The organism is Amycolatopsis sp. NBC_01480 (genome assembly GCF_036227205.1).
GTDB lineage: Bacteria > Actinomycetota > Actinomycetes > Mycobacteriales > Pseudonocardiaceae > Amycolatopsis.
On sequence record NZ_CP109442.1, the window covers coordinates 2,188,325 to 2,205,547 of the forward strand.

The following is a 17,223-nucleotide window of genomic DNA, read 5'->3' on the forward strand; positions in this document are numbered from 1 at the left end:
TTTTCCCCTCCTGCTGGGCCCGGGCGGACGCTCCGCCCGGGGCAGGCGATCTTCTGGTGATTCATTCACTTCGATCGCCATCACAGTGGTAGATGCTCACCACCCCCGCGGGGATGCGTTGCTGTGGGATCGTCCGCACGCAGGCAACCCGGCTGCGCCGCGCACGTCACCGGCCGCAAAATGCCCCATTTATACTTCCGCCACCGAACGTCTACGGGGGTCCAGCCGGTGCGCACCATGAGCCATGACGAGTACCTCGCCATGCGCAGGTTTCCCGGCCTCGACGGGCTGCGGGCGATCGCCGCGACGATCGTGGTGTTCTTCCACTTCGCCGGGCCGAAGTGGACCTGGCTGTCGGGCTGGGTGGGCGTTTACGTCTTCTTCGTGCTGTCCGGCTTCCTGATCACCACGCTGCTGCTGCGCGAGCAGGACCGCACCGGGCGGATCTCGCTCGGGGACTTCTACCTGCGCCGCGTGTTCCGGATCCTGCCGCCGTACCTGGTGATCCTCGGCGGGATCATCGCGTTCGTGTTGCTGCGCGGGGAGTTCCTCGCCCGCGACTTCCCGCACGCGCTGAAGTACTACCTGAGCTTCCTCAACGAGTTCTTCCCGGCTTCCGGCGGCAACGGCTCGGACAACTTCTTCTCCGGCTCGTGGACGCTCGGCATCGAGGAGAAGTTCTACCTGGTCTGGCCGTTCCTGCTGGTCGCGATCGGGATCGGGGCGGCGCGGCGGAAGGTCGCGCTGGTGCTGGCCGCGATGATCGTGCTGCTCGCGCTCGTGCCACTGACCACCAACGGCTGGCTGCTGGACGCCACGCCGAGCATCTACCGCTCCAGCATCCACTACTTCATCCTGCTCAGCGGCTGCCTGCTCGCGATCGTGCTGCACCACCGGCGCAGCTTCGCGGTACTTCGGCCGCTGACGCACCCGGTCGCCGGGCTGATGATCGTCGCCGCGTTCCTGGTGCTGCACACGAACCTGGACTCGCTGTGGAACGAGACCCGGCAGAACCTGCTGCTGCTCGTCGCCTACGCCGGGGCGACCATGCTGCTGCTCGTGGTCCTGGTCTCGCCCGGGCCGGCGCGCTGGCTGCTGGCGACGCGGCCGATGCGGTTCGTCGGGGAGCGCTCGTACTCGCTGTACCTGTTGCAGGGGCCGGTGCACTTCGCGGTGATCCAGGCGGTGCCGTCGCTGGGGCAGAACCGGCTCGTCTCGGCGGTGACGGTGTTCGTGGTGGCGCTCGCCATCGCGGACCTGATCCACCGCTGGGTCGAGCAGCCGATGATCGCCACGGGCAAGCGGCTGATCGCGTGGCGCCACGCGCGTAAAAACGCCAAAGCCGCCCAGCCGACGGTGGCGGAAGAGCCCCGGGTCGAGGCGGCCGTCGGCTGAGCGGCTGGACGGCGGGGCTCAGCGCTCCAGCACGAACACCGGGATGAGGCGCGTGGTCTTCTTCTCGTAGTCGGCGAAGCCCGGGTTGTGGGCGACCATGCCGGCGTACAGGCGGTCACGCTCGGCGCGGTCTTCGATCAGCTTCGCGGTCGCGTCGAACTTCTCGGTGCCGATCTCGACCTTGATCTTCGGGTTCGCGACCAGGTTGTGGTACCAGTCCGGGTTGGTGTCGGCGCCGCCCTTGGACGCGGCGATGACGTACCGGTCGCCGTCGGTGGTGTAGACGAGCGGCAGGACCCGCTCCTTGCCGCTCTTCGCGCCGGTGTGCGTGATCAGCACCATGTTCATGCCCTCGAACATGCCGCCGACCTTGCCCTCGTTCGCGTGGAACTCGTCGATGATCTGCTGGTTCCAGTCCGACATGCGTGCCTCTCCCAAGTTGTTGATGTTGACAACAAACGTAGTTTGCCAGCAAAGCCGAAGTCAACGAACCCGGGGCCCGGCAGCCGGGCGGTAAGGTCTCGGGCTGGGAGAGGTGATCGTGTGGACCCCGAGGAAAAAGAGCCCGGCCTGAGTGTGGCGGACGGGGTCCGCGAGCTGCTCCTGCTGATGCCGCGCCTGGTCGGACGCGCGAAGCGGGCGCCGGTGCCGGCGCAGCTGGCCGACCTGTCGCTCGCGCCGCGGCACCTTTCCCTGCTGTCCTACCTGCTGTTCGACGGCCCGATGACGGTCACCGAACTCGCCGGCCGGCTCAAGGTCGCGCCGACCACGACCAGCCTGATGGTCGGCGACCTGGCCCGCCAGGGCCTGCTCGACCGCACCGAGGACCCGGACGACCGGCGCCGCACCATCGTGAGCATCAAGGAAGACAAGCGCTGCGCCGTGGACGCGTGGCTGGCGCGCGGCGCGCAGGCCTGGGAACGCGCGCTGGCCCCGCTCACTCCCGCCGAACGTCAGCTGGTGATCTCGACGCTGCGGGCGTACGAGGCCGACGTCGAGGAATGCTGCCCGAAAGACGGCTGACTGGGGCACGGGAGTCATTGCGGCACAACAGGTTCAGCCGCCCAGCCACTGCGCCTGCGGCCCGGTGCAGCGGTGCGGCCGCGGGCTGTCGTGCTGATACCACCAGGCTTCGCTGACGCGGCCGTTCGGCAGCGTGTAGCGCGGCGGGCCCGCGGCGCGGCGCAGGCCGGCCGCCTCCAGTGAGCGGCCGCTGGCGACGTTGCCGACCTCGGCCCCGGCGCGGACGCGGAACAGGCCGAGGTGCTCGTGCGCCAGCAGCAGGCCCGCGGCGAACAGGTCGCGGCCCAGGCCCTGGCCGCGGTAGTCCGGGGCGAGGTAACCGCCGGTCTCGGGACCGCCGTCCTCACCGGAGTGGACGCTCACCAGCCCGGCGCACCGGCCGGCCCCGAGATCGATCGCGACGATGTCCACCGAATGCGGGTCGGGCGTCGCCCAGTCCGGCCCGGTGCCCGGCACCACGCGCATGGCCTCCGCGCGCAGGGACTCCTCGACCACCGAATCGGGCAGCCAGCCCAGCCAGCGCTGCGCGGCCTCGTCACTGCCGCACGCCACCGCCGCGGCGTACTCCCACGCCGTGGGGGTGCGGAAAAGAAACCGGCCGAGGGCGAACGCGTGCCCGCGCCGGTCGCAGGTCCGCTTCGCCATCAGGCGGCCACGGCGGGTCAGCCTGCCGAAAAGCGGGGCTTCGGACACGTTCGCCATCTCGCGGGAAATGGTACTCGCGCCCAAGTCCGCCCGGAAACGATGCTCAACCTGTGAACACGCCGCCTGCTGAACCGATTCGGCCACGGTCGATGCCGCTGGTTGTTATGGTCTCCGGATGACGGTCGTACCGGAGTCAGCCGAGCCGGACACCGGGCGGGCGGCCCAGCCTCGGCAGCTGATCGTGTCCGTGTACGGCTTCTATCACCGCAGCGGGGGCGGCTGGCTGTCTGTGGCCGCGTTGATCGGGTTGCTGGCGGCGGTCGGGGTCGACGAGCCGGCCGTGCGCTCGTCCATTTCGCGGCTCAAGCGGCGCGGCATTCTCGAGGCGGTCCGCCACGAGGCCACCGCGGGCTACGAGCTTTCCGAGGCCGCGCTGGACATCCTGCGTGAGGGCGACGACCGCATCTTCCGCCGCGACCGCGCCACCCTCGCCGACGGCTGGCTGCTCGCCGTGTTCTCCGTGCCCGAGGCCGAGCGGCACAAACGGCACGTGCTGCGCACCCAGCTCGCGCGGCTGGGCTTCGGCACCGCGGCATCCGGGGTCTGGATCGCGCCCGCGCACCTGCACCGGGTGACCGCCGAGACGCTGACCCGGCTCGGCCTGGCCGGGTACGCCGACCTGTTCCGCGCCGAGCACCTGGCCTTCGGCGACCCGGCCGGAAAGGTCCGCGAATGGTGGGACCTCGACCAGCTCGACGAGCTGTACACGGCCTTCCTCGACGAGCACGCGCCCGTGCTGGAGCGCTGGCGCCGCCGTCGCGCGACCCCTGGCGACGAAGCGTTCGCCGACTACATCCGCGTGCTCACCGGCTGGCGTCGCATGCCCTACCTCGACCCGGGCCTGCCCGCCGAGCTGCTGCCCGCCGGCTGGTCCGGCATCCGCGCCGCCGGGGTGTTCTTCACGCTGCACGAGCGTCTCGAAGCCCCGGCCCGCGCGTACCTGCTGGAGTCGCTCAGCGGTTGAGGACCGCGAAACCCTGCACCTCGACCAGTGCCTCGACGTCCCACAGCCGGCTCACCCCGATGCCCGCCATCGCCGGGTATTCCTTGCCTGCCAAGCGTTTCCACACCTGGCCGATCTCCCGCGCGTGCGCTTTGTAGTCGTCCATGTCGACGATGTAGATCGTCACGCTGCACAGGTCGGCCGGTTCGCCGCCGGCCGCGCGCAGTGACGTCAGCAGGTTGCCGAGCGCGCGTTCGAACTGCTCGACCACCCCCTCGCCGGTGATCTTGTTGTCCGCGTCCAGCGCGGTCTGCCCGGCCAGGAAAACCACCCGGCCCTCGGCGGCCACGGCGTGCGAAAAGCCGGACGGACGGCCCAGCTCGGGCGGGTTGAAACGCTCCATGCGGCCGAGCCTAACTCATCTATCGCATTCTTGACGATCGTACGTCAGGCGACATATCCTCATCGTCGTGCGGATATCGGTTCTCGGCGGCGGCCCGGCGGGCCTGTACTTCGCCGCCCTCGCGAAGCAGCTCGGGCCCGGGCACGAGATCACGGTCTGGGAGCGCAACGCGCCGGACGACACGTTCGGCTTCGGCGTGGTGTTCTCCGACGAGACGCTCGGCGGCATCGAGCACGCCGACGCGGGCGTGCACGAGGCGATGAGCCGCGAGTTCGCGCGCTGGGACGACATCGACGTGCACTACCGCGGCACGGTCACCACTTCGGGCGGGCACGGGTTCGCCGCGATGAGCCGCAAACGGCTGCTGGCGATCCTGCAGCAGCGCTGCCGGGAGCTCGGTGTCGACGTCCGCTTCCACACCGGCGCGCCGGACGTGGCCGAGCTGGCCCGCGAGTACGACCTGGTGGTGGCGGCCGACGGGGTGAACTCCGCGGCCCGCACCCGCTTCGCCGGCACCTTCGAGCCGACCGTCGAAACGCGCCGCTGCCGCTACATCTGGCTCGGCACGGACCTGGTTTTCGACGCCTTCAAGTTCCACGTCCTCGAGACCCCGCACGGGATCATGCAGATCCACGGCTACCCGTACGGCCGCGAAGGCAGCACGTTCATCCTGGAGCTGCACGAGGACGTCTGGCAGCGCGCGTTCGCGCCGATCGCCGCGGCGGACCTGGCGCCGGGCGAGAGCGACGAGAAGTCCATCGAGCTGATCCGCGAGCTGTGCGCCGAAGTCCTCGACGGGCACCGGGTGCTGGCCAACAACTCCAAGTGGGGCACCTTCGGCACGGTGCGCTGCGAGCGCTGGGTGCACGAGAACGTCGTGCTGCTGGGCGACGCCGCGCACACCGCGCACTTTTCCATCGGCTCCGGCACGAAGCTGGCGATGGAGGACGCGCTCGCGCTGGCCGCGTGCCTGCACGAGCAGCAGTCGGTGCCCGAGGCGCTCAGCGCGTACGAAGAAGAGCGACGCCCGGTGGTCGCGTCCACGCAGCGCGCGGCGCAAGCGAGCCTGGAGTGGTTCGAGAACCTGGCGCAGTACACCCATCAAGCGCCGGAGCAGTTCGCGTTCAACCTGCTCACGCGCAGCCGCCGCGTCACCTACGACAACCTGAAACTGCGTGACCGCGAGTTCGCCGGCGCGCTGGACGAATGGTTCGCCGGCACGCTCGGCACCACCGTGGCGCCGCCGATGTTCCAGCCGGTGCGGATCGGCGCGCTGGAGCTGCCGAACCGCGTCGTCGTGTCGCCGATGGACATGTACTCCGCCGAGGACGGTGTGCCCGGCGAGTTCCACCTGGTGCACCTGGGCGGCAAGGCGCTCGGCGGCGCCGGGCTGGTGATGAGCGAGATGATCTGCGTTTCAGCCGAGGGCCGGATCACGCCGGGCTGCCCCGGGCTCTACACCGAGGAGCAGGAACGCGCGTGGGCCCGCGTCGTCGACTTCGTGCACGGCCAGACGCGGGCGAAGATCGGGCTGCAGCTGGGCCATTCCGGGCGCAAGGGCTCCACGAAACTCATGTGGGACGGCATGGACGACCCGCTGCCGGAAGGCAACTGGGAGGTCTGCGGACCGTCGCCGCTGCCGTACCGGGCGGACAGCCAGACGCCGCGCGAGCTGAGCGTCGACGAGCTGGCGGAGATCCGTGCGCAGTTCGTGGCCGCTGCGCGCCGGGCCGCGCGGGCCGGGTTCGATCTGCTGGAGCTGCACTGCGCGCACGGTTATCTGCTGTCGTCGTTCCTCTCCCCGCTGACCAACCACCGGGCCGACGAATACGGTGGCACGGCGGAAAACCGGCTGCGGTTCCCGCTGGAGGTGTTCGACGCCGTCCGCGCGGTGTGGCCTGCCGAGCGCCCGATGACGGTGCGCATTTCGGCCACTGATTGGCACGACGGCGGGATCGGCGCCGATGAGGCCGTCGCGATCGCGCGCGCTTTCGCCGAGCACGGGGCCGCCGCGATCGACGTGTCCACCGGCCAGGTGGTGAGCCAGGAGCGGCCGCAGTTCGGGCGGAGCTACCAGACCCCGTACGCCGACCGGATCCGCAACGAGGTCGGGATCCCCCACGGCATGGCGGTGATCGCCGTCGGCGCCATCTCCTCCTACGACGACGTGAACTCGCTGATCCTGGCCGGGCGCGCCGATCTGTGCGCGATCGGCCGCAGCCACCTTTACGATCCACAGTGGACGTTGCACGCGGCGGCGGAGCAGGACTACGCGATGCCGTGGCCGAAACCGTGGGCCGCGGGGAAGCGCAAGCCGCAGACCGGCCGCACGGACGGGCCCGAGCCGCGGCTGGAGCTGGTCCGCACCGGCGGCCACCACACCGCCCACGCCCGCTGGCGCCCGGGGAGTGACCGATGAACGCCTTCGCCCTGTCCGCCGAGCAGCGCGCTTTCACCGCCTCGGTCCGGGAAATCGCCGCGGAGCAGCTGCGTCCACTCGCCGAGGCCGGCGCGGAGGGCGCGGTGAACCGGCCGCTGCTCAAGGCGATGGGCTCGCTGGGCCTGCTCGCGCGGCTGTTCCCCGGCGTCGAAAGTGGCAACCTGGGACGCCAGGCCGCGGCGCTGGACCTGTGCCTGCTGCGGGAGGCGCTGGCCTCGCAGAGCACCGAGGCGGAGACGGCGCTCGCCTTGCAGGGATTGGGAAGTTACCCCGTACTCCAGTCCGGAATGGACGAACAGGTGCGGCGCTGGCTGCCCGCGGTGGCGGCGGGTGACGCCGTCGCGGCATTCGCGCTGACAGAACCGGACGCGGGTTCGGACGCGGCCGCGCTGAGCCTCGCCGCCGAGGCCGACGGCGACGGCTGGCGCCTCACCGGCGAGAAGATGTGGATCTCGAACGCGCCGGAAGCGGACTTCTACACCGTGTTCGCGCGCACGACGCCGGATGCGGGCTCCCGTGGCGTCAGCGCGTTTGTCGTCCCCGGCGACCGCGCGGGCCTGTCCGGCGAGCACCTCGACCTGGTCAGCCCGCACCCGATCGGCACGCTGACGTTCGACGGCGTCCGGGTGCACCGCGAAGAACTGCTGGGTGAGGAGAACCGCGGCTTCGCCGTCGCAATGCGCACGCTGGACCTGTTCCGGCCGAGCGTCGGCGCGTTCGCCGTCGGCATGGCGCAGGCGGCCCTCGACGCGACGGTCGAGTACACCGGGCAGCGCGTCGCTTTCGGCGGCCCGCTGGCGAAACAGCAGACGGTGGCGCACACGCTCGCCGAGATGGCGACCCGCACCGAGGCTTCGCGCCTGCTCGTGTACGCGGCCGCCTCCGCGTACGACGCGGGCGAGCAGAACCTCACAGGCCGTGCGGCAATGGCGAAACTGTTCGCCACGGAGTCCGCACAGTACGTCGTCGACGCGGCGGTGCAGCTGCACGGCGCGCGGGCGTTGCGGCGCGGGCACTTGCTGGAGCACCTGTACCGCGAAGTCCGCGCGCCGCGCATCTACGAAGGCGCGTCGGAGATCCAGCGGACGATCATCGCGCGGTCGCTGCGGTCCTGACTCGTGAGTGTTTATGACGGTTCTAACCGTCATAAACACTCACGAGCATTTTCAAGCAGCGCCTTGGCCGAGGTGATGGCCTGGTCGACGGTGTCGTCGGTGTACATCTGCTCGATGAAGAAGTGCTCGAAGCCGAGTTCTCCGGCCACGCGTTTGATGTCGTCGACGATCGTCTGCGGGGCGTCGCCCTTGGCGGGGTTGACCCGGACGATCGCTTCGATCGCCTTCGGGTCGCGCCCGGCCTCGACGGCGGCGTTCTCCACGATCGCCCGCTGGCCGCGGAGCCCCTCGATGTCGGGCTGCCCCGGCATCAGGATCGGCAGCCAGCCGTCGGCGCGGCGGCCGACCCGCTCGAGCCCGGCCTGGGAGAAGGCGCCGAGGTAGATCGGCGGCCGGGGCCGCTGGACCGGCTTGAGATTCGCGTGGTGGCGCGGCACGGTGACCAGCGTGCCCTGGTACTCGGCCGGGTCGGTGGTCCAGATGGCCTCGAGCGCGTCCAGGGTCTCGTCCAGCCGCTTGCCGCGCTGCCGGAACTCCAGCCCCACGGCCTCGTACTCCTCGGGCGACCAGCCGACGCCGAGGCCGGGCAGCAGCCGGCCGTTGCTGACCACGTCGATCGAGGTCAGCGCCCGCGCGAGCACCGCGGGCGGGTACCAGGTGGCGACGAGCACGTGCGTGCCGAGCTGAACCCGTTCGGTGGCCCCGGCGGCGACGCCGAGCAGGGTGAACGGGTCGAGCGCGGAGTTGAACTCCTCGGGGATGGTGTCCATCATCCCGCCGTAGCCGACGCTCGGGTCCACGGCCGCGAACAGCCGGTCGCCGACCCACAGGCTGTCCGCGCCCGCCGCCTCCACTTCCCGGGCGAACCGGGCGACCTGCCCGCCGTCCGAGGCCAGGCTGGAGTACTGCGGAATGCTGAAACCGATTTTCATGGAAGCGTTTCCTTTTCCGGCGGGCTTTCGCTACGGACGTCACTTCGAAGCTATGGTCCCGGCCGCCGGGACGGCCATCGATCCCGGCGAAGGGTGCCCGAACCCACGTCGGCAGGGCCCGGGATTACCACCGGTTCCGCCGTCGGCGATATCCCGCCTGCACCCGGACGCGAGCCGGTAGCTTGCCGGGTATGCCTCGTACCTCGGTCACCATCCCCACGCCGGACGGCACCTGCTCGGCCACGCTGCACACCCCGGCGGACGGCGGCGGCCACCCCGCGGTGGTGCTGCACGCCGACGCCGCGGGCGTGCGGGAAACGTTCGCGCTGATGGCGGATCGGCTCGCAGGGCTGGGTTATGCGGTGCTGCTGCCGGACGCGTACTACCGGACGCCGTTCGCGCCGTTCGACATCGCCACCGTGTTCAGCGTGCCGGAAGAACGCCAGCGGCTGAGCGCGCTGATGGCGAGCGTCACGACGGAGCTGGCGGTGCGCGACATGGGCGCGTACCTGGATTTTTTGGCCGGGCGTAAGGAAGTCTCCGGCACCGCGGTGGGCTCCACGGGGTACTGCATGGGCGGAAAGCTGTCGCTGCTGGCTGCCGTGCACTACCCGGAGCGCGTCGCGGCCGCCGCGTCGTTCCACGGCGGGAACCTCGCCGTCGAGGATGACGAGGGCAGCCCGTACCGGCTGGCGGACCGGATCCGCGCCACCGTGTACGTCGCTGCGGCGCAGAACGACAAGGCCTTCCCGGCCGACCAGTACGAGCGGCTGGAATCTGCACTTACCGACGCGGGGGTGCGGCACACCCTCGTGACGTACCCCGCCGAGCACGGGTTCGCCGTCTCGGACAACCCGACCTACGACAGTGAGGCCGGCCAGCGCCACTGGGAAGCGCTGGCCGGCCTCTACGCGCAGAACCTGCCGGGTTCAGCGCGGGCTTAGTGCTTTCGGCTTGCGGTCCAGCCAAAGCTGGGCCCCGATCAGCGCGACGGTCCAGCTGACCCAGGCCGCGATGGCGGCCACGGACTGCATGAAGGCGACCTCGCTGCCGCCGAACGTGGAGCCGATCTGCGGCTCCAGCACGATGATCGCGATCGGCGAGATGAGCCGGTTCAGGATGATGGACATGGTCAGCGCGAAGCTGCGCACCATCCACCGCCGGTGGTCGCCGAAGCGGCGTTCGCGGGCGGCGCGCCAGCCGGCCCAGGTGACGCCGAGCCAGAGCACCGCGAGCATCACGTCGCTGGCCCGGGTGGCGGGGCCGAACGGGCTGGCCGCGCCGATGGTCAGCGCCATCACCCCGGACGGGATCACCCCGGCGAACACGTAGGCCCGCCCGGCGTACCGGTGCACCTGCGGGAACCGTCGCCGCACCCACGGCCACACCTGCACCAGCGCCCCGATCATCGCGATCGAGCCGAACAGCACGTGCGCGACCAGGAACCAGTAGTGCGCGGCGAACCCCTCCGGCGCCGGAACCCGCGACTGCGCCGGATCGAACGCCAGGTAGGGCGGCAGCGAATAGGCCAGGAAGGCCACCACCACCAGCCCCAACGGCCCGACCCACGGCCTGCGCCACCACGGCCGCCTCGGCTCCCCCGGCTGAGCCGGCTTCACGCGCGGTGGTCGTAGGTCAGTCCCGGCCGTCATGTCCGCCACACTCCCTCTGCCCCAGGTGGTTGCTCCCGACCGTTACGACGTTAGGGGCCGGTAGGGGTGGCGAACCATGGTGCGCGCCTGCGTCCCTGGGGTGGGGAGAGCCTTACCTTCGGACGGGTGGATCTTGGCGCTCGAGTTGACGCGGGCAGCGGCGTTCGGGCAACGCCGGTGTCGGGTGACAGCTACTCGTACTCGGGGTAGATCGTGAAGAACGCGACGTGCACCGGCCTGAGATGTTCGAAATGCCGGCGATCCACCGTTGCGACCTCGGAGGTCTTGAGCCGCTCCGTCGTCGCGACCACTGCTGCGTCGGCGATCCCCAGCGGCCAGTCCGCGTACTGCCGCATCAGGACGGCCATGCGCCTGAAATCATCGTCCATCGGGTGGTAGATCTTGAACTGCGGCGAGCGCATCAGTTCCTCGATAAACGCGGCCTCTGCCTGCCCGCCCAGGTGCTTCTCGATGTACTGGCAGACCTCGGTCAGTACGAGCGACGGGATCAGCAGGTCTCGCGTGGATGCCGACGCCAACCACTTCGCAACTTGATGGTGGTGATCGTCTTTCGCGTTCACCATCGCGATCAGCGGACCGGTATCCACCACGATAGGACGTGCCATCGATGTTCTACGACTTCGCTACAGCGACTCAGGCGATTTCGCGGCCACGGACGACTGCCTTTACACGCTCCGACGAGTCGTGCGGCAGTTCGAACATCCCGAGGAACGACGGCGGAGCGTACGGCTCCGAGACCGGGGGCTTCTTCGCCGGGGGCGTCGCCACCGGCTTCCGGACGCGAGGCCGTCCTGCATCTACCGTCTTCAGCGCTTCGTGAAGCCTCCCGGCCACCGGCTTCACCGCCTTTTTCACGGTCGCCACCGTCGGCTTGCGCAGGCCCGAGGCAGCAGCGCGCGACCGACCGGCGGTACCGGTCGGCTTCCCGGGCTTCGGCTGCTCAGTGGCCATAGTCACCGATAGTACATGACTGCCTATCCCGAGGTCAGCGCCTCAGCCACCCTCGTTCGTCGTCGACCGGCGTCCTCGCTGGGCAGCAAAAGATGAAAAAGGGCGCCCCGAAGGACGCCCTTCTCCACCACCTCCCCCGAGGGTCAAGCCCCGCGAACCCGGCGAACCGTGTCGCGGTAGAAGTAGCCGCTCTGCTTGATAGTCCGCTGCTGCGTCTCGTAATCAACACGCACCAGGCCGAACCGCTTCGCGTACCCGTACGCCCACTCGAAGTTGTCCAGCAGCGACCACGCGAAGTACCCGCGGATGTCCGCCCCCTGCTGCCGAGCCGCAGCAACCGCAGCCAAGTGCGAGGCCAGATACGCAGTGCGCCCCTCGTCGGCCACAAAACCCGACTCATCCGGCTCATCGTCGAAAGCAGAGCCGTTCTCCGTGATGAAAATCGGCAACCCCGGGTAATCCCGGCCGAGACGGGTGAGCAGTTCGGTGAACTTGCCCGGCAGGATCTCCCAGCCCATCGCCGTGGTCGGCTCGCCGAACGGGATCGGGCGCTGGGCCGGGAAACCGTCGTCTCCCACGGTGCGGCCCTGCTCATCGACGCCGGAGTACTGCTGGCCGAAGTAGTAGTTGACGCCGAGGAAGTCCAGCGGCGTCGAGATCACCGACAGGTCGCCGTCTTCGATCGGGAGGGCGGCGCCGCGGACGGCGATGTCGGACAGGACATCCGACGGGTAACGGCCGTGCACCAGCGGGTCCAGGTAGATCCGCACGCCCATGCCGTCGGCGTTGCGGGCCGCGTCCTGGTCCGCCGGGCTGTCCGACGCCGCGTCGGACGTGCCCATGTTCAGCGTGATGCCGAACTGCGTGCCCTCGGGCGCCGCCGCGCGCATCCGCTGCGTCGCCAAGCCGTGGCCGAGCAGCAGGTGGTGGACCGCGCGCATGCCGGCGCCGAAGTCACGGTGGCCCGGCGCCATCACGCCGTGCACGTAACCGTGCATCGCCGAGCACCACGGCTCGTTCAGCGTGGTCCAGTGCTTGACGCGGTCGGACAGGCGGTCGAAGACCAGCATCGAGTAGTCGGCGAAGCGGTACGCGGTGTCGCGCGCGGGCCAGCCGCCCGCGTCCTCCAGCTCCTGCGGCAGGTCCCAGTGGTACAGCGTGAGCCACGGGGCCAGGTCCTTCTCCAGCAGCTCGTCCACGAGCCGGTCGTAGAAGGCCATCCCGGCCTCGTTGAGCGGGCCCTTGCCGCCGGGCTGGATCCGCGGCCACGCCACGGAAAACCGGTACGTGTCGGCGCCGAGCTCCTTGATCAGCCCGACGTCCTCGGGCATCCGGTGGTAGTGGTCGCACGCGACGTCGCCGTTGTCGTTGTTGTCGATCGCCGACGGCACCCGGCAGAAAGTGTCCCAAATGGACGGTGTGCGCCCGTCCTCGGCCACCGCGCCCTCGATCTGGTACGCCGCGGTCGCCACCCCCCACCGGAAGTCCTGGGGCAGCGAGTCGATCAACGCCTGCTGCTCACGGGTCGCAGCGTCGGTGGTCTCGGTCAACGGTTCTCCTTCTTCTACGACAACTACGACAGCGACAACGTGGCGGCGGCGGCAGCGGTGGTGTCGCCCTCGGCCGGGTGCAGCCAGCACGCGACGGTCCGCATGGTGTCGTCACGGTCGGCGGGCGCGCCCAGCACCGGCACGTGGCCGGCGCACGGCTCGAACGCGTGCGGGCACCTCGGCGCGAACGCGCAGCCCAGCGGCAGCGACCGCTGGTCCGGCGGCGAGCCGGGGATGCCGGTCAGCTCGCGGCGCGGGCCGCGCAGGGCGGGGAACGAGTGCAGCAGGCCGTCGCTGTACGGGTGCAGCGCGTCGCGGTAGAGGTCCACGCCGCGGGCCTGCTCCACGATCCGGCCGCCGTACATGATCGCGATCCGGTCGGAGAACTCCACCAGCAGCGAGAGGTCGTGCGTGATGAACAGGACCGAGAAGCCCAGCCGCTCCCGCAGTTCCACGAGCTGCGCCAGGATCTGTCGCTGCATCACCACGTCGAGCGCCGTGGTGGGCTCGTCCATGATGACCACCCGCGGCTCCAGCGCCAGCGCCATCGCGATCATCACGCGCTGGCGCATGCCGCCGGAAAGCTGATGCGGGTACGCGTCGAGCCGGTCGGCCGCGATGCCCACCAGCCGCAGCAGTTCGCGCGCCCGCGCCAGCCGCGACGCCCGCGTGCTGCGCGGGTCGTGCGCCTTGATCACGTCCAGCAGCTGCGTCGAAACCTTGTGCACCGGGTTGAGCGAGTTCATCGCGCCCTGGAACACGATCGACGTCTCCGCCCAGCGGAAGTCGCGCAGCTGCTTGGGAGTCAGCTGCAGGACGTCGTACGGCTCGCCGTCGTCAGGGTGGTAGATCACCTCGCCGCCGCGGATCACGCCGGGCGGCGGCAGCAGCCGGGTCAGTCCGTAGGCCAAAGTGGACTTTCCGCTGCCGCTTTCCCCGGCCAGCCCGAGCACCTCGCCGCGGTGCAGCGTCAGGTGCACGTCCTGCACGGCGTGCACGGCCTCGGCGCCCACGCCGTAGTCGACGTCGAGGCCCTTGATCTCCAGTACGGGTTCGTTCATGGTTTCTCCCGGCCGAGCACCGGCGTGAAGCCGACGCGCAGGCGCACGGTGCGGCCCTCGGCGTTCTTCGCCTTGGTCTTGCCGCCCGAGCGCAGCCGCGGGCTGACGAACTCGTCGATGCCGAAGTTGAGCAGTGAAAGCGCGGTGCCGAGGATCGCGATCGCCAGCCCGGCCGGCACGAACCACCACCAGGCGCCCTGGGCCAGCGCCTGCTGGCTCTGCGCCCAGAACAGGATCGTGCCCCAGTTCCACTCCGAGAAGCTGGAGACGCCGACGAACGCCAGCGTGATCTCCGACATCACCGCGAACACCACCGTGCCGACGAAGCTCGACGCGATCACCGCGGTCAGGTTGGGCAGGATCTCGAAGAAGATGATCCGCCACGTCGACTCGCCGCTCGCGCGCGCCGCCTCGACGTATTCCCTTCTGCGCAAGGAAAGCGTCTGCGCCCGCAGGATCCGCGCGCCCCACGCCCACGAGGTGAAGCCGATGATCACGGCCACCAGGTAGTCACCGCCGCTGGGCAGCGCCGTGCCGATGATGATGATCAGCGGCAGCGCCGGGATCACCAGGAACACGTTGGACAGCGCGGAAAGCCCCTCGCCCGGGGAACCGCCGAGGTAACCGGAGGTGACGCCGACGAGCACGGCCAGGATGATCGCCACGATCCCGGCGGTCAGCCCCACCAGCATCACGCTGCGGGTGCCGACGATCACCTGGCTGAAGATGTCCTGGCCGAGGTGCGTGGTGCCGAACCAGTGCTTGCCGGACGGCGATTCGAGCAGGTCGTTGCTGCGCGCCGACGGGTCGAACGGCGCGATCCATGGCCCGATCACCGCGATCACCACGAAAAACGCCAACACGATCAAGCCGGTCAGGGTTTTGCCGCCGGTGAGGAACCGGAACCGCCGTCGTTTCGCGGCCGGCCCGGCGACTGCTTCGGCCGGCAGCGGCGCGACGGCCTTGAAGTCGGCTGCGGGGAGTGCCATTCAGCCCTCCTTCCGGGTGCGCGGGTCGAGCACGAGGTACGCGACGTCGGCGAGCAGGTTCGCCACCAGCACCGACAGCGTGATGATCAGGAAGATGCCCTGCATCAGCGGGTAGTCCTGCGAGCCGACCGCCTGGAACAGCTCGTAGCCGACGCCGGGGTAGGAGAACACGATCTCCACCAGCAGCGTGCCGCCGACGATGAAGCCCAGCGCCAGCGCGAAACCGGAGACGCTCGGCAGCAGCGCGTTTCGCGCCGCGTAACTCACCATCACCCGGCGCTCGGAGAGCCCCTTGGCGTGCGCGACGGTGATGTAGTCCTCCGAAGCGACCGTCACCATCATGTTGCGCATGCCGAGGATCCAGCTGCCCATCGAGCTGATCAGGATGGTCAGCGCGGGCAGCAGGCTGTGCTGGACCGCGCTGCCGATGAACGTGCCGTCCCAGCCGGGCACCAGCCCCGGGTCGTAGCCGCCGGACGCCGGGAAGAAGCTGCCCGGGCCGGCCAGCAGCGTGATCGCGATCAGGCCGAGCCAGAAGTACGGCACCGAGGACAGGAACGTGGTGACCGGCAGCAGGCCGTCCACCCAGGACCCGCGCTTCCAGCCCGCCACCACGCCGAGCGAGGTGCCGATCAGGAAGCCGACCACCGTGGTGATGCCGACCAGGATGATCGTCCACGGCAGGCTGTCGCCGATCACCGAGGTGACCGGCGTCGGGAAGAAGGTGAACGACAGTCCGAGGTCGCCGCGGAACAGCTGCGCCCAGTAGTGGAAGTACTGGGTGATCAGGCTTTCGTTCTTGTCCAGTCCGAACAGGACATACAGGGACTGGATGGCGTCCGCGCTCAGGTTGCCCTGGTTCTTGGTGATCAGCGACTGCACCGGGTCGCCCGGGATCAGCCGCGGGATGAAGAAGTTGATGGTGACGGCGGCCCACGCGGTGAACAGGTAGAAGCCGAGCCGCTGGAGCAGGTACCTCACTGCGTCACCGCCGAGTCGTACAGCCAGCACGCGGCCCAGTGGCCGGGGCTGTCGTCCACCTCGAACCGCGGCGGCAGGTCGGTCTCGCACCGCTCCATCGCGACCGGGCAGCGCGGGTGGAACCGGCAGCCGGACGGCGGCGCGATCAGGCTCGGCGGCTCGCCGGCACCCTTCTCCTCCGGCGCCTCACCCGGTTCCTTGCCGGTGCCCGGGTCCAGCCGGTCCGGGTCGGGCGCGGATTCGATGAGCAGCCGCGTGTACGGGTGCGCGGGCGACTGCGTGACGGTCTCACTGTCCCCGCCCTCGACCATGCGGCCCGCGTACATCACCAGCGTGTCGTCGGCGAAGTACCGCGCCGAGGCGATGTCGTGGGTGATGTAGAGGATCGCCAGGTGCAGCCGTTCCTTCAAGTCCCGCAACAGGTTCAGCACACCGAGCCGGATCGAAACGTCCAACATGGACACCGGCTCGTCGGCCAGCAGCGCCTCCGGGTCCGCGCCGAGCGCCCGCGCGATCGCCACGCGCTGGCGCTGGCCGCCGGACAGCTCGTGCGGGAACTTGTCGACATAACGCTCCGGCGGGGTCAGCTGCACCCGCGCCAGGAGGTCGTGCAGCGCCTGCTCGAGGTCCTCGCCCGCGCGGTCGTGGATCTTCAGCGCGCGGGTCAGGTGGTAGCGCACGGTGTGCACCGGGTTCAGCGACGCGAACGGGTCCTGGAAGATCATCTGGACCTGCCGGCAGTACGCCCGGAAAGCCTTGCCGCCCTTGACGGTCACCGACTTCCCGTGCAGCCGGATGTCGCCGCTGGTGCGGGGGTAGAGCTGCGCCAGCAGGCGCGCGACGGTCGACTTGCCCGAGCCCGACTCGCCGACCAGCGCGGTCACCCGGCCGCGGCGCAGCACCAGGTCGACGTCGTCGACCGCCCGGACACTGCGCTTGGTGCCGGTGAGCAGGTCGCGGCCGCGCTTGCGGACGGCGAAGTGCTTGGTCAGCCCCACCGCTTCGAGCACCACGTCGTCCGGGTCGGGGCCCGGGGCGGCCGCCCCCGCCGGAGCGGGGGCG

At 70.0% G+C, this 17,223-nt stretch carries 18 protein-coding genes; 6 read left to right on the forward strand and 12 right to left on the reverse strand.

The annotated features are described in order from the left end of the window. The first annotated feature begins 237 nt into the window (after nt 1-237). The gene (locus OG371_RS10310; RefSeq protein ID WP_329067937.1) at nt 238-1,395 is read left to right on the forward strand and encodes an acyltransferase family protein; all 1,158 of its coding nucleotides are present in this window, start codon (nt 238-240) and stop codon (nt 1,393-1,395) included. A gap of 18 nt (nt 1,396-1,413) precedes the next feature. On the opposite strand, the gene OG371_RS10315 is transcribed toward OG371_RS10310, so the two are convergent. After that, nucleotides 1,414-1,818 carry a nitroreductase family deazaflavin-dependent oxidoreductase gene (locus OG371_RS10315; protein WP_329067938.1) on the reverse strand — a complete coding sequence of 135 codons (405 nt, stop codon included), beginning with the start codon at nt 1,816-1,818 and terminating at the stop codon, nt 1,414-1,416. A gap of 186 nt (nt 1,819-2,004) precedes the next feature. Between OG371_RS10315 and OG371_RS10320 the strand changes: the two genes are divergently transcribed. Next, nucleotides 2,005-2,418, forward strand: coding sequence for a MarR family winged helix-turn-helix transcriptional regulator (locus OG371_RS10320; protein WP_329072988.1), 414 nt, complete (start codon nt 2,005-2,007; stop codon nt 2,416-2,418). A gap of 33 nt (nt 2,419-2,451) precedes the next feature. Here the strand turns inward: OG371_RS10320 and OG371_RS10325 are convergent, their stop codons facing one another. Next, nucleotides 2,452-3,120 carry a GNAT family N-acetyltransferase gene (locus OG371_RS10325; RefSeq protein ID WP_329067940.1) on the reverse strand — a complete coding sequence of 223 codons (669 nt, stop codon included), beginning with the start codon at nt 3,118-3,120 and terminating at the stop codon, nt 2,452-2,454. Nucleotides 3,121-3,238: 118 nt separating this feature from the next. Between OG371_RS10325 and OG371_RS10330 the strand changes: the two genes are divergently transcribed. After that, nucleotides 3,239-4,087 carry a PaaX family transcriptional regulator gene (locus OG371_RS10330; protein WP_329067942.1) on the forward strand — a complete coding sequence of 283 codons (849 nt, stop codon included), beginning with the start codon at nt 3,239-3,241 and terminating at the stop codon, nt 4,085-4,087. Here the strand turns inward: OG371_RS10330 and OG371_RS10335 are convergent. Continuing rightward, nucleotides 4,077-4,469: a RidA family protein gene (locus OG371_RS10335; RefSeq protein ID WP_329067944.1), complete on the reverse strand. Its 393-nt coding sequence runs from the start codon at nt 4,467-4,469 to the stop codon at nt 4,077-4,079. The genes OG371_RS10330 and OG371_RS10335 overlap by 11 nt on opposite strands. Before the next feature lie 67 nt (nt 4,470-4,536). Here OG371_RS10335 and OG371_RS10340 point away from each other — a divergent pair, with 67 nt between their 5' ends. Both OG371_RS10340 and OG371_RS10345 read left to right on the forward strand, forming a co-directional pair. Further along, entirely contained in the window at nt 4,537-6,888 is a 2,352-nt protein-coding gene (locus tag OG371_RS10340; RefSeq protein WP_329067946.1) for a bifunctional salicylyl-CoA 5-hydroxylase/oxidoreductase, read from the forward strand. Next, nucleotides 6,885-8,024, forward strand: coding sequence for an acyl-CoA dehydrogenase family protein (locus tag OG371_RS10345; protein WP_329067948.1), 1,140 nt, complete (start codon nt 6,885-6,887; stop codon nt 8,022-8,024). The genes OG371_RS10340 and OG371_RS10345 overlap by 4 nt, the downstream gene beginning before the upstream one ends. Before the next feature lie 29 nt (nt 8,025-8,053). On the opposite strand, the gene OG371_RS10350 is transcribed toward OG371_RS10345, so the two are convergent. Next, complete coding sequence (locus OG371_RS10350) at nt 8,054-8,956, reverse strand: TIGR03619 family F420-dependent LLM class oxidoreductase (protein ID WP_329067950.1); 903 nt, start codon at nt 8,954-8,956, stop codon at nt 8,054-8,056. 191 nt (nt 8,957-9,147) lie between these two features. Here OG371_RS10350 and OG371_RS10355 point away from each other — a divergent pair, with 191 nt between their 5' ends. Continuing rightward, on the forward strand, nt 9,148-9,900 hold the full coding sequence (locus OG371_RS10355) for a dienelactone hydrolase family protein (protein WP_329067952.1): 753 nt from the start codon (nt 9,148-9,150) through the stop codon (nt 9,898-9,900). On the opposite strand, the gene OG371_RS10360 is transcribed toward OG371_RS10355, so the two are convergent. The 8 genes from OG371_RS10360 to OG371_RS10395 form a co-directional block, all read right to left on the reverse strand. After that, nucleotides 9,886-10,608 carry a DUF2306 domain-containing protein gene (locus OG371_RS10360; protein WP_329067954.1) on the reverse strand — a complete coding sequence of 241 codons (723 nt, stop codon included), beginning with the start codon at nt 10,606-10,608 and terminating at the stop codon, nt 9,886-9,888. The two genes, OG371_RS10355 and OG371_RS10360, sit on opposite strands and share 15 nt — an antisense overlap. A gap of 191 nt (nt 10,609-10,799) precedes the next feature. Next, the gene (locus OG371_RS10365; protein WP_329067956.1) at nt 10,800-11,234 is read right to left on the reverse strand and encodes a type II toxin-antitoxin system VapC family toxin; all 435 of its coding nucleotides are present in this window, start codon (nt 11,232-11,234) and stop codon (nt 10,800-10,802) included. A 28-nt stretch (nt 11,235-11,262) separates the two neighbouring features. Further along, nucleotides 11,263-11,580 (reverse strand): hypothetical protein, encoded by a 318-nt coding sequence (locus tag OG371_RS10370; RefSeq protein ID WP_329067958.1) that lies wholly within the window; start codon nt 11,578-11,580, stop codon nt 11,263-11,265. Between the two features lie 143 nt (nt 11,581-11,723). Next, nucleotides 11,724-13,130 (reverse strand): GH1 family beta-glucosidase, encoded by a 1,407-nt coding sequence (locus tag OG371_RS10375; RefSeq protein WP_329067960.1) that lies wholly within the window; start codon nt 13,128-13,130, stop codon nt 11,724-11,726. A 23-nt stretch (nt 13,131-13,153) separates the two neighbouring features. Continuing rightward, on the reverse strand, nt 13,154-14,191 hold the full coding sequence (locus OG371_RS10380; protein WP_329067962.1) for an ABC transporter ATP-binding protein: 1,038 nt from the start codon (nt 14,189-14,191) through the stop codon (nt 13,154-13,156). Next, nucleotides 14,188-15,180 carry an ABC transporter permease gene (locus OG371_RS10385; RefSeq protein ID WP_329067964.1) on the reverse strand — a complete coding sequence of 331 codons (993 nt, stop codon included), beginning with the start codon at nt 15,178-15,180 and terminating at the stop codon, nt 14,188-14,190. The genes OG371_RS10380 and OG371_RS10385 overlap by 4 nt, the downstream gene beginning before the upstream one ends. Then, nucleotides 15,181-16,161 (reverse strand): ABC transporter permease, encoded by a 981-nt coding sequence (locus OG371_RS10390; RefSeq protein WP_329067965.1) that lies wholly within the window; start codon nt 16,159-16,161, stop codon nt 15,181-15,183. Then, nucleotides 16,158-17,174, reverse strand: a complete 1,017-nt coding sequence (locus OG371_RS10395; protein WP_442876153.1) for an ABC transporter ATP-binding protein — start codon at nt 17,172-17,174, stop codon at nt 16,158-16,160. The genes OG371_RS10390 and OG371_RS10395 overlap by 4 nt, the downstream gene beginning before the upstream one ends. Nucleotides 17,175-17,223 lie beyond the last annotated feature (49 nt).

Bases quoted from the DNA above. Each gene is read 5' to 3' on its own strand.
- OG371_RS10310 (WP_329067937.1), top strand. From the start codon at position 238: ATGAGCCATGACGAGTACCTCGCCATGCGCAGGTTTCCCGGCCTCGAC.
- OG371_RS10315 (WP_329067938.1), bottom strand. From the start codon at position 1,818: ATGTCGGACTGGAACCAGCAGATCATCGACGAGTTCCACGCGAACGAG.
- OG371_RS10320 (WP_329072988.1), top strand. From the start codon at position 2,005: ATGCCGCGCCTGGTCGGACGCGCGAAGCGGGCGCCGGTGCCGGCGCAG.
- OG371_RS10325 (WP_329067940.1), bottom strand. From the start codon at position 3,120: ATGGCGAACGTGTCCGAAGCCCCGCTTTTCGGCAGGCTGACCCGCCGT.
- OG371_RS10330 (WP_329067942.1), top strand. From the start codon at position 3,239: ATGACGGTCGTACCGGAGTCAGCCGAGCCGGACACCGGGCGGGCGGCC.
- OG371_RS10335 (WP_329067944.1), bottom strand. From the start codon at position 4,469: ATGGAGCGTTTCAACCCGCCCGAGCTGGGCCGTCCGTCCGGCTTTTCG.
- OG371_RS10345 (WP_329067948.1), top strand. From the start codon at position 6,885: ATGAACGCCTTCGCCCTGTCCGCCGAGCAGCGCGCTTTCACCGCCTCG.
- OG371_RS10350 (WP_329067950.1), bottom strand. From the start codon at position 8,956: ATGAAAATCGGTTTCAGCATTCCGCAGTACTCCAGCCTGGCCTCGGAC.
- OG371_RS10355 (WP_329067952.1), top strand. From the start codon at position 9,148: ATGCCTCGTACCTCGGTCACCATCCCCACGCCGGACGGCACCTGCTCG.
- OG371_RS10360 (WP_329067954.1), bottom strand. From the start codon at position 10,608: ATGACGGCCGGGACTGACCTACGACCACCGCGCGTGAAGCCGGCTCAG.
- OG371_RS10365 (WP_329067956.1), bottom strand. From the start codon at position 11,234: ATGGCACGTCCTATCGTGGTGGATACCGGTCCGCTGATCGCGATGGTG.
- OG371_RS10370 (WP_329067958.1), bottom strand. From the start codon at position 11,580: ATGGCCACTGAGCAGCCGAAGCCCGGGAAGCCGACCGGTACCGCCGGT.
- OG371_RS10380 (WP_329067962.1), bottom strand. From the start codon at position 14,191: ATGAACGAACCCGTACTGGAGATCAAGGGCCTCGACGTCGACTACGGC.
- OG371_RS10385 (WP_329067964.1), bottom strand. From the start codon at position 15,180: ATGGCACTCCCCGCAGCCGACTTCAAGGCCGTCGCGCCGCTGCCGGCC.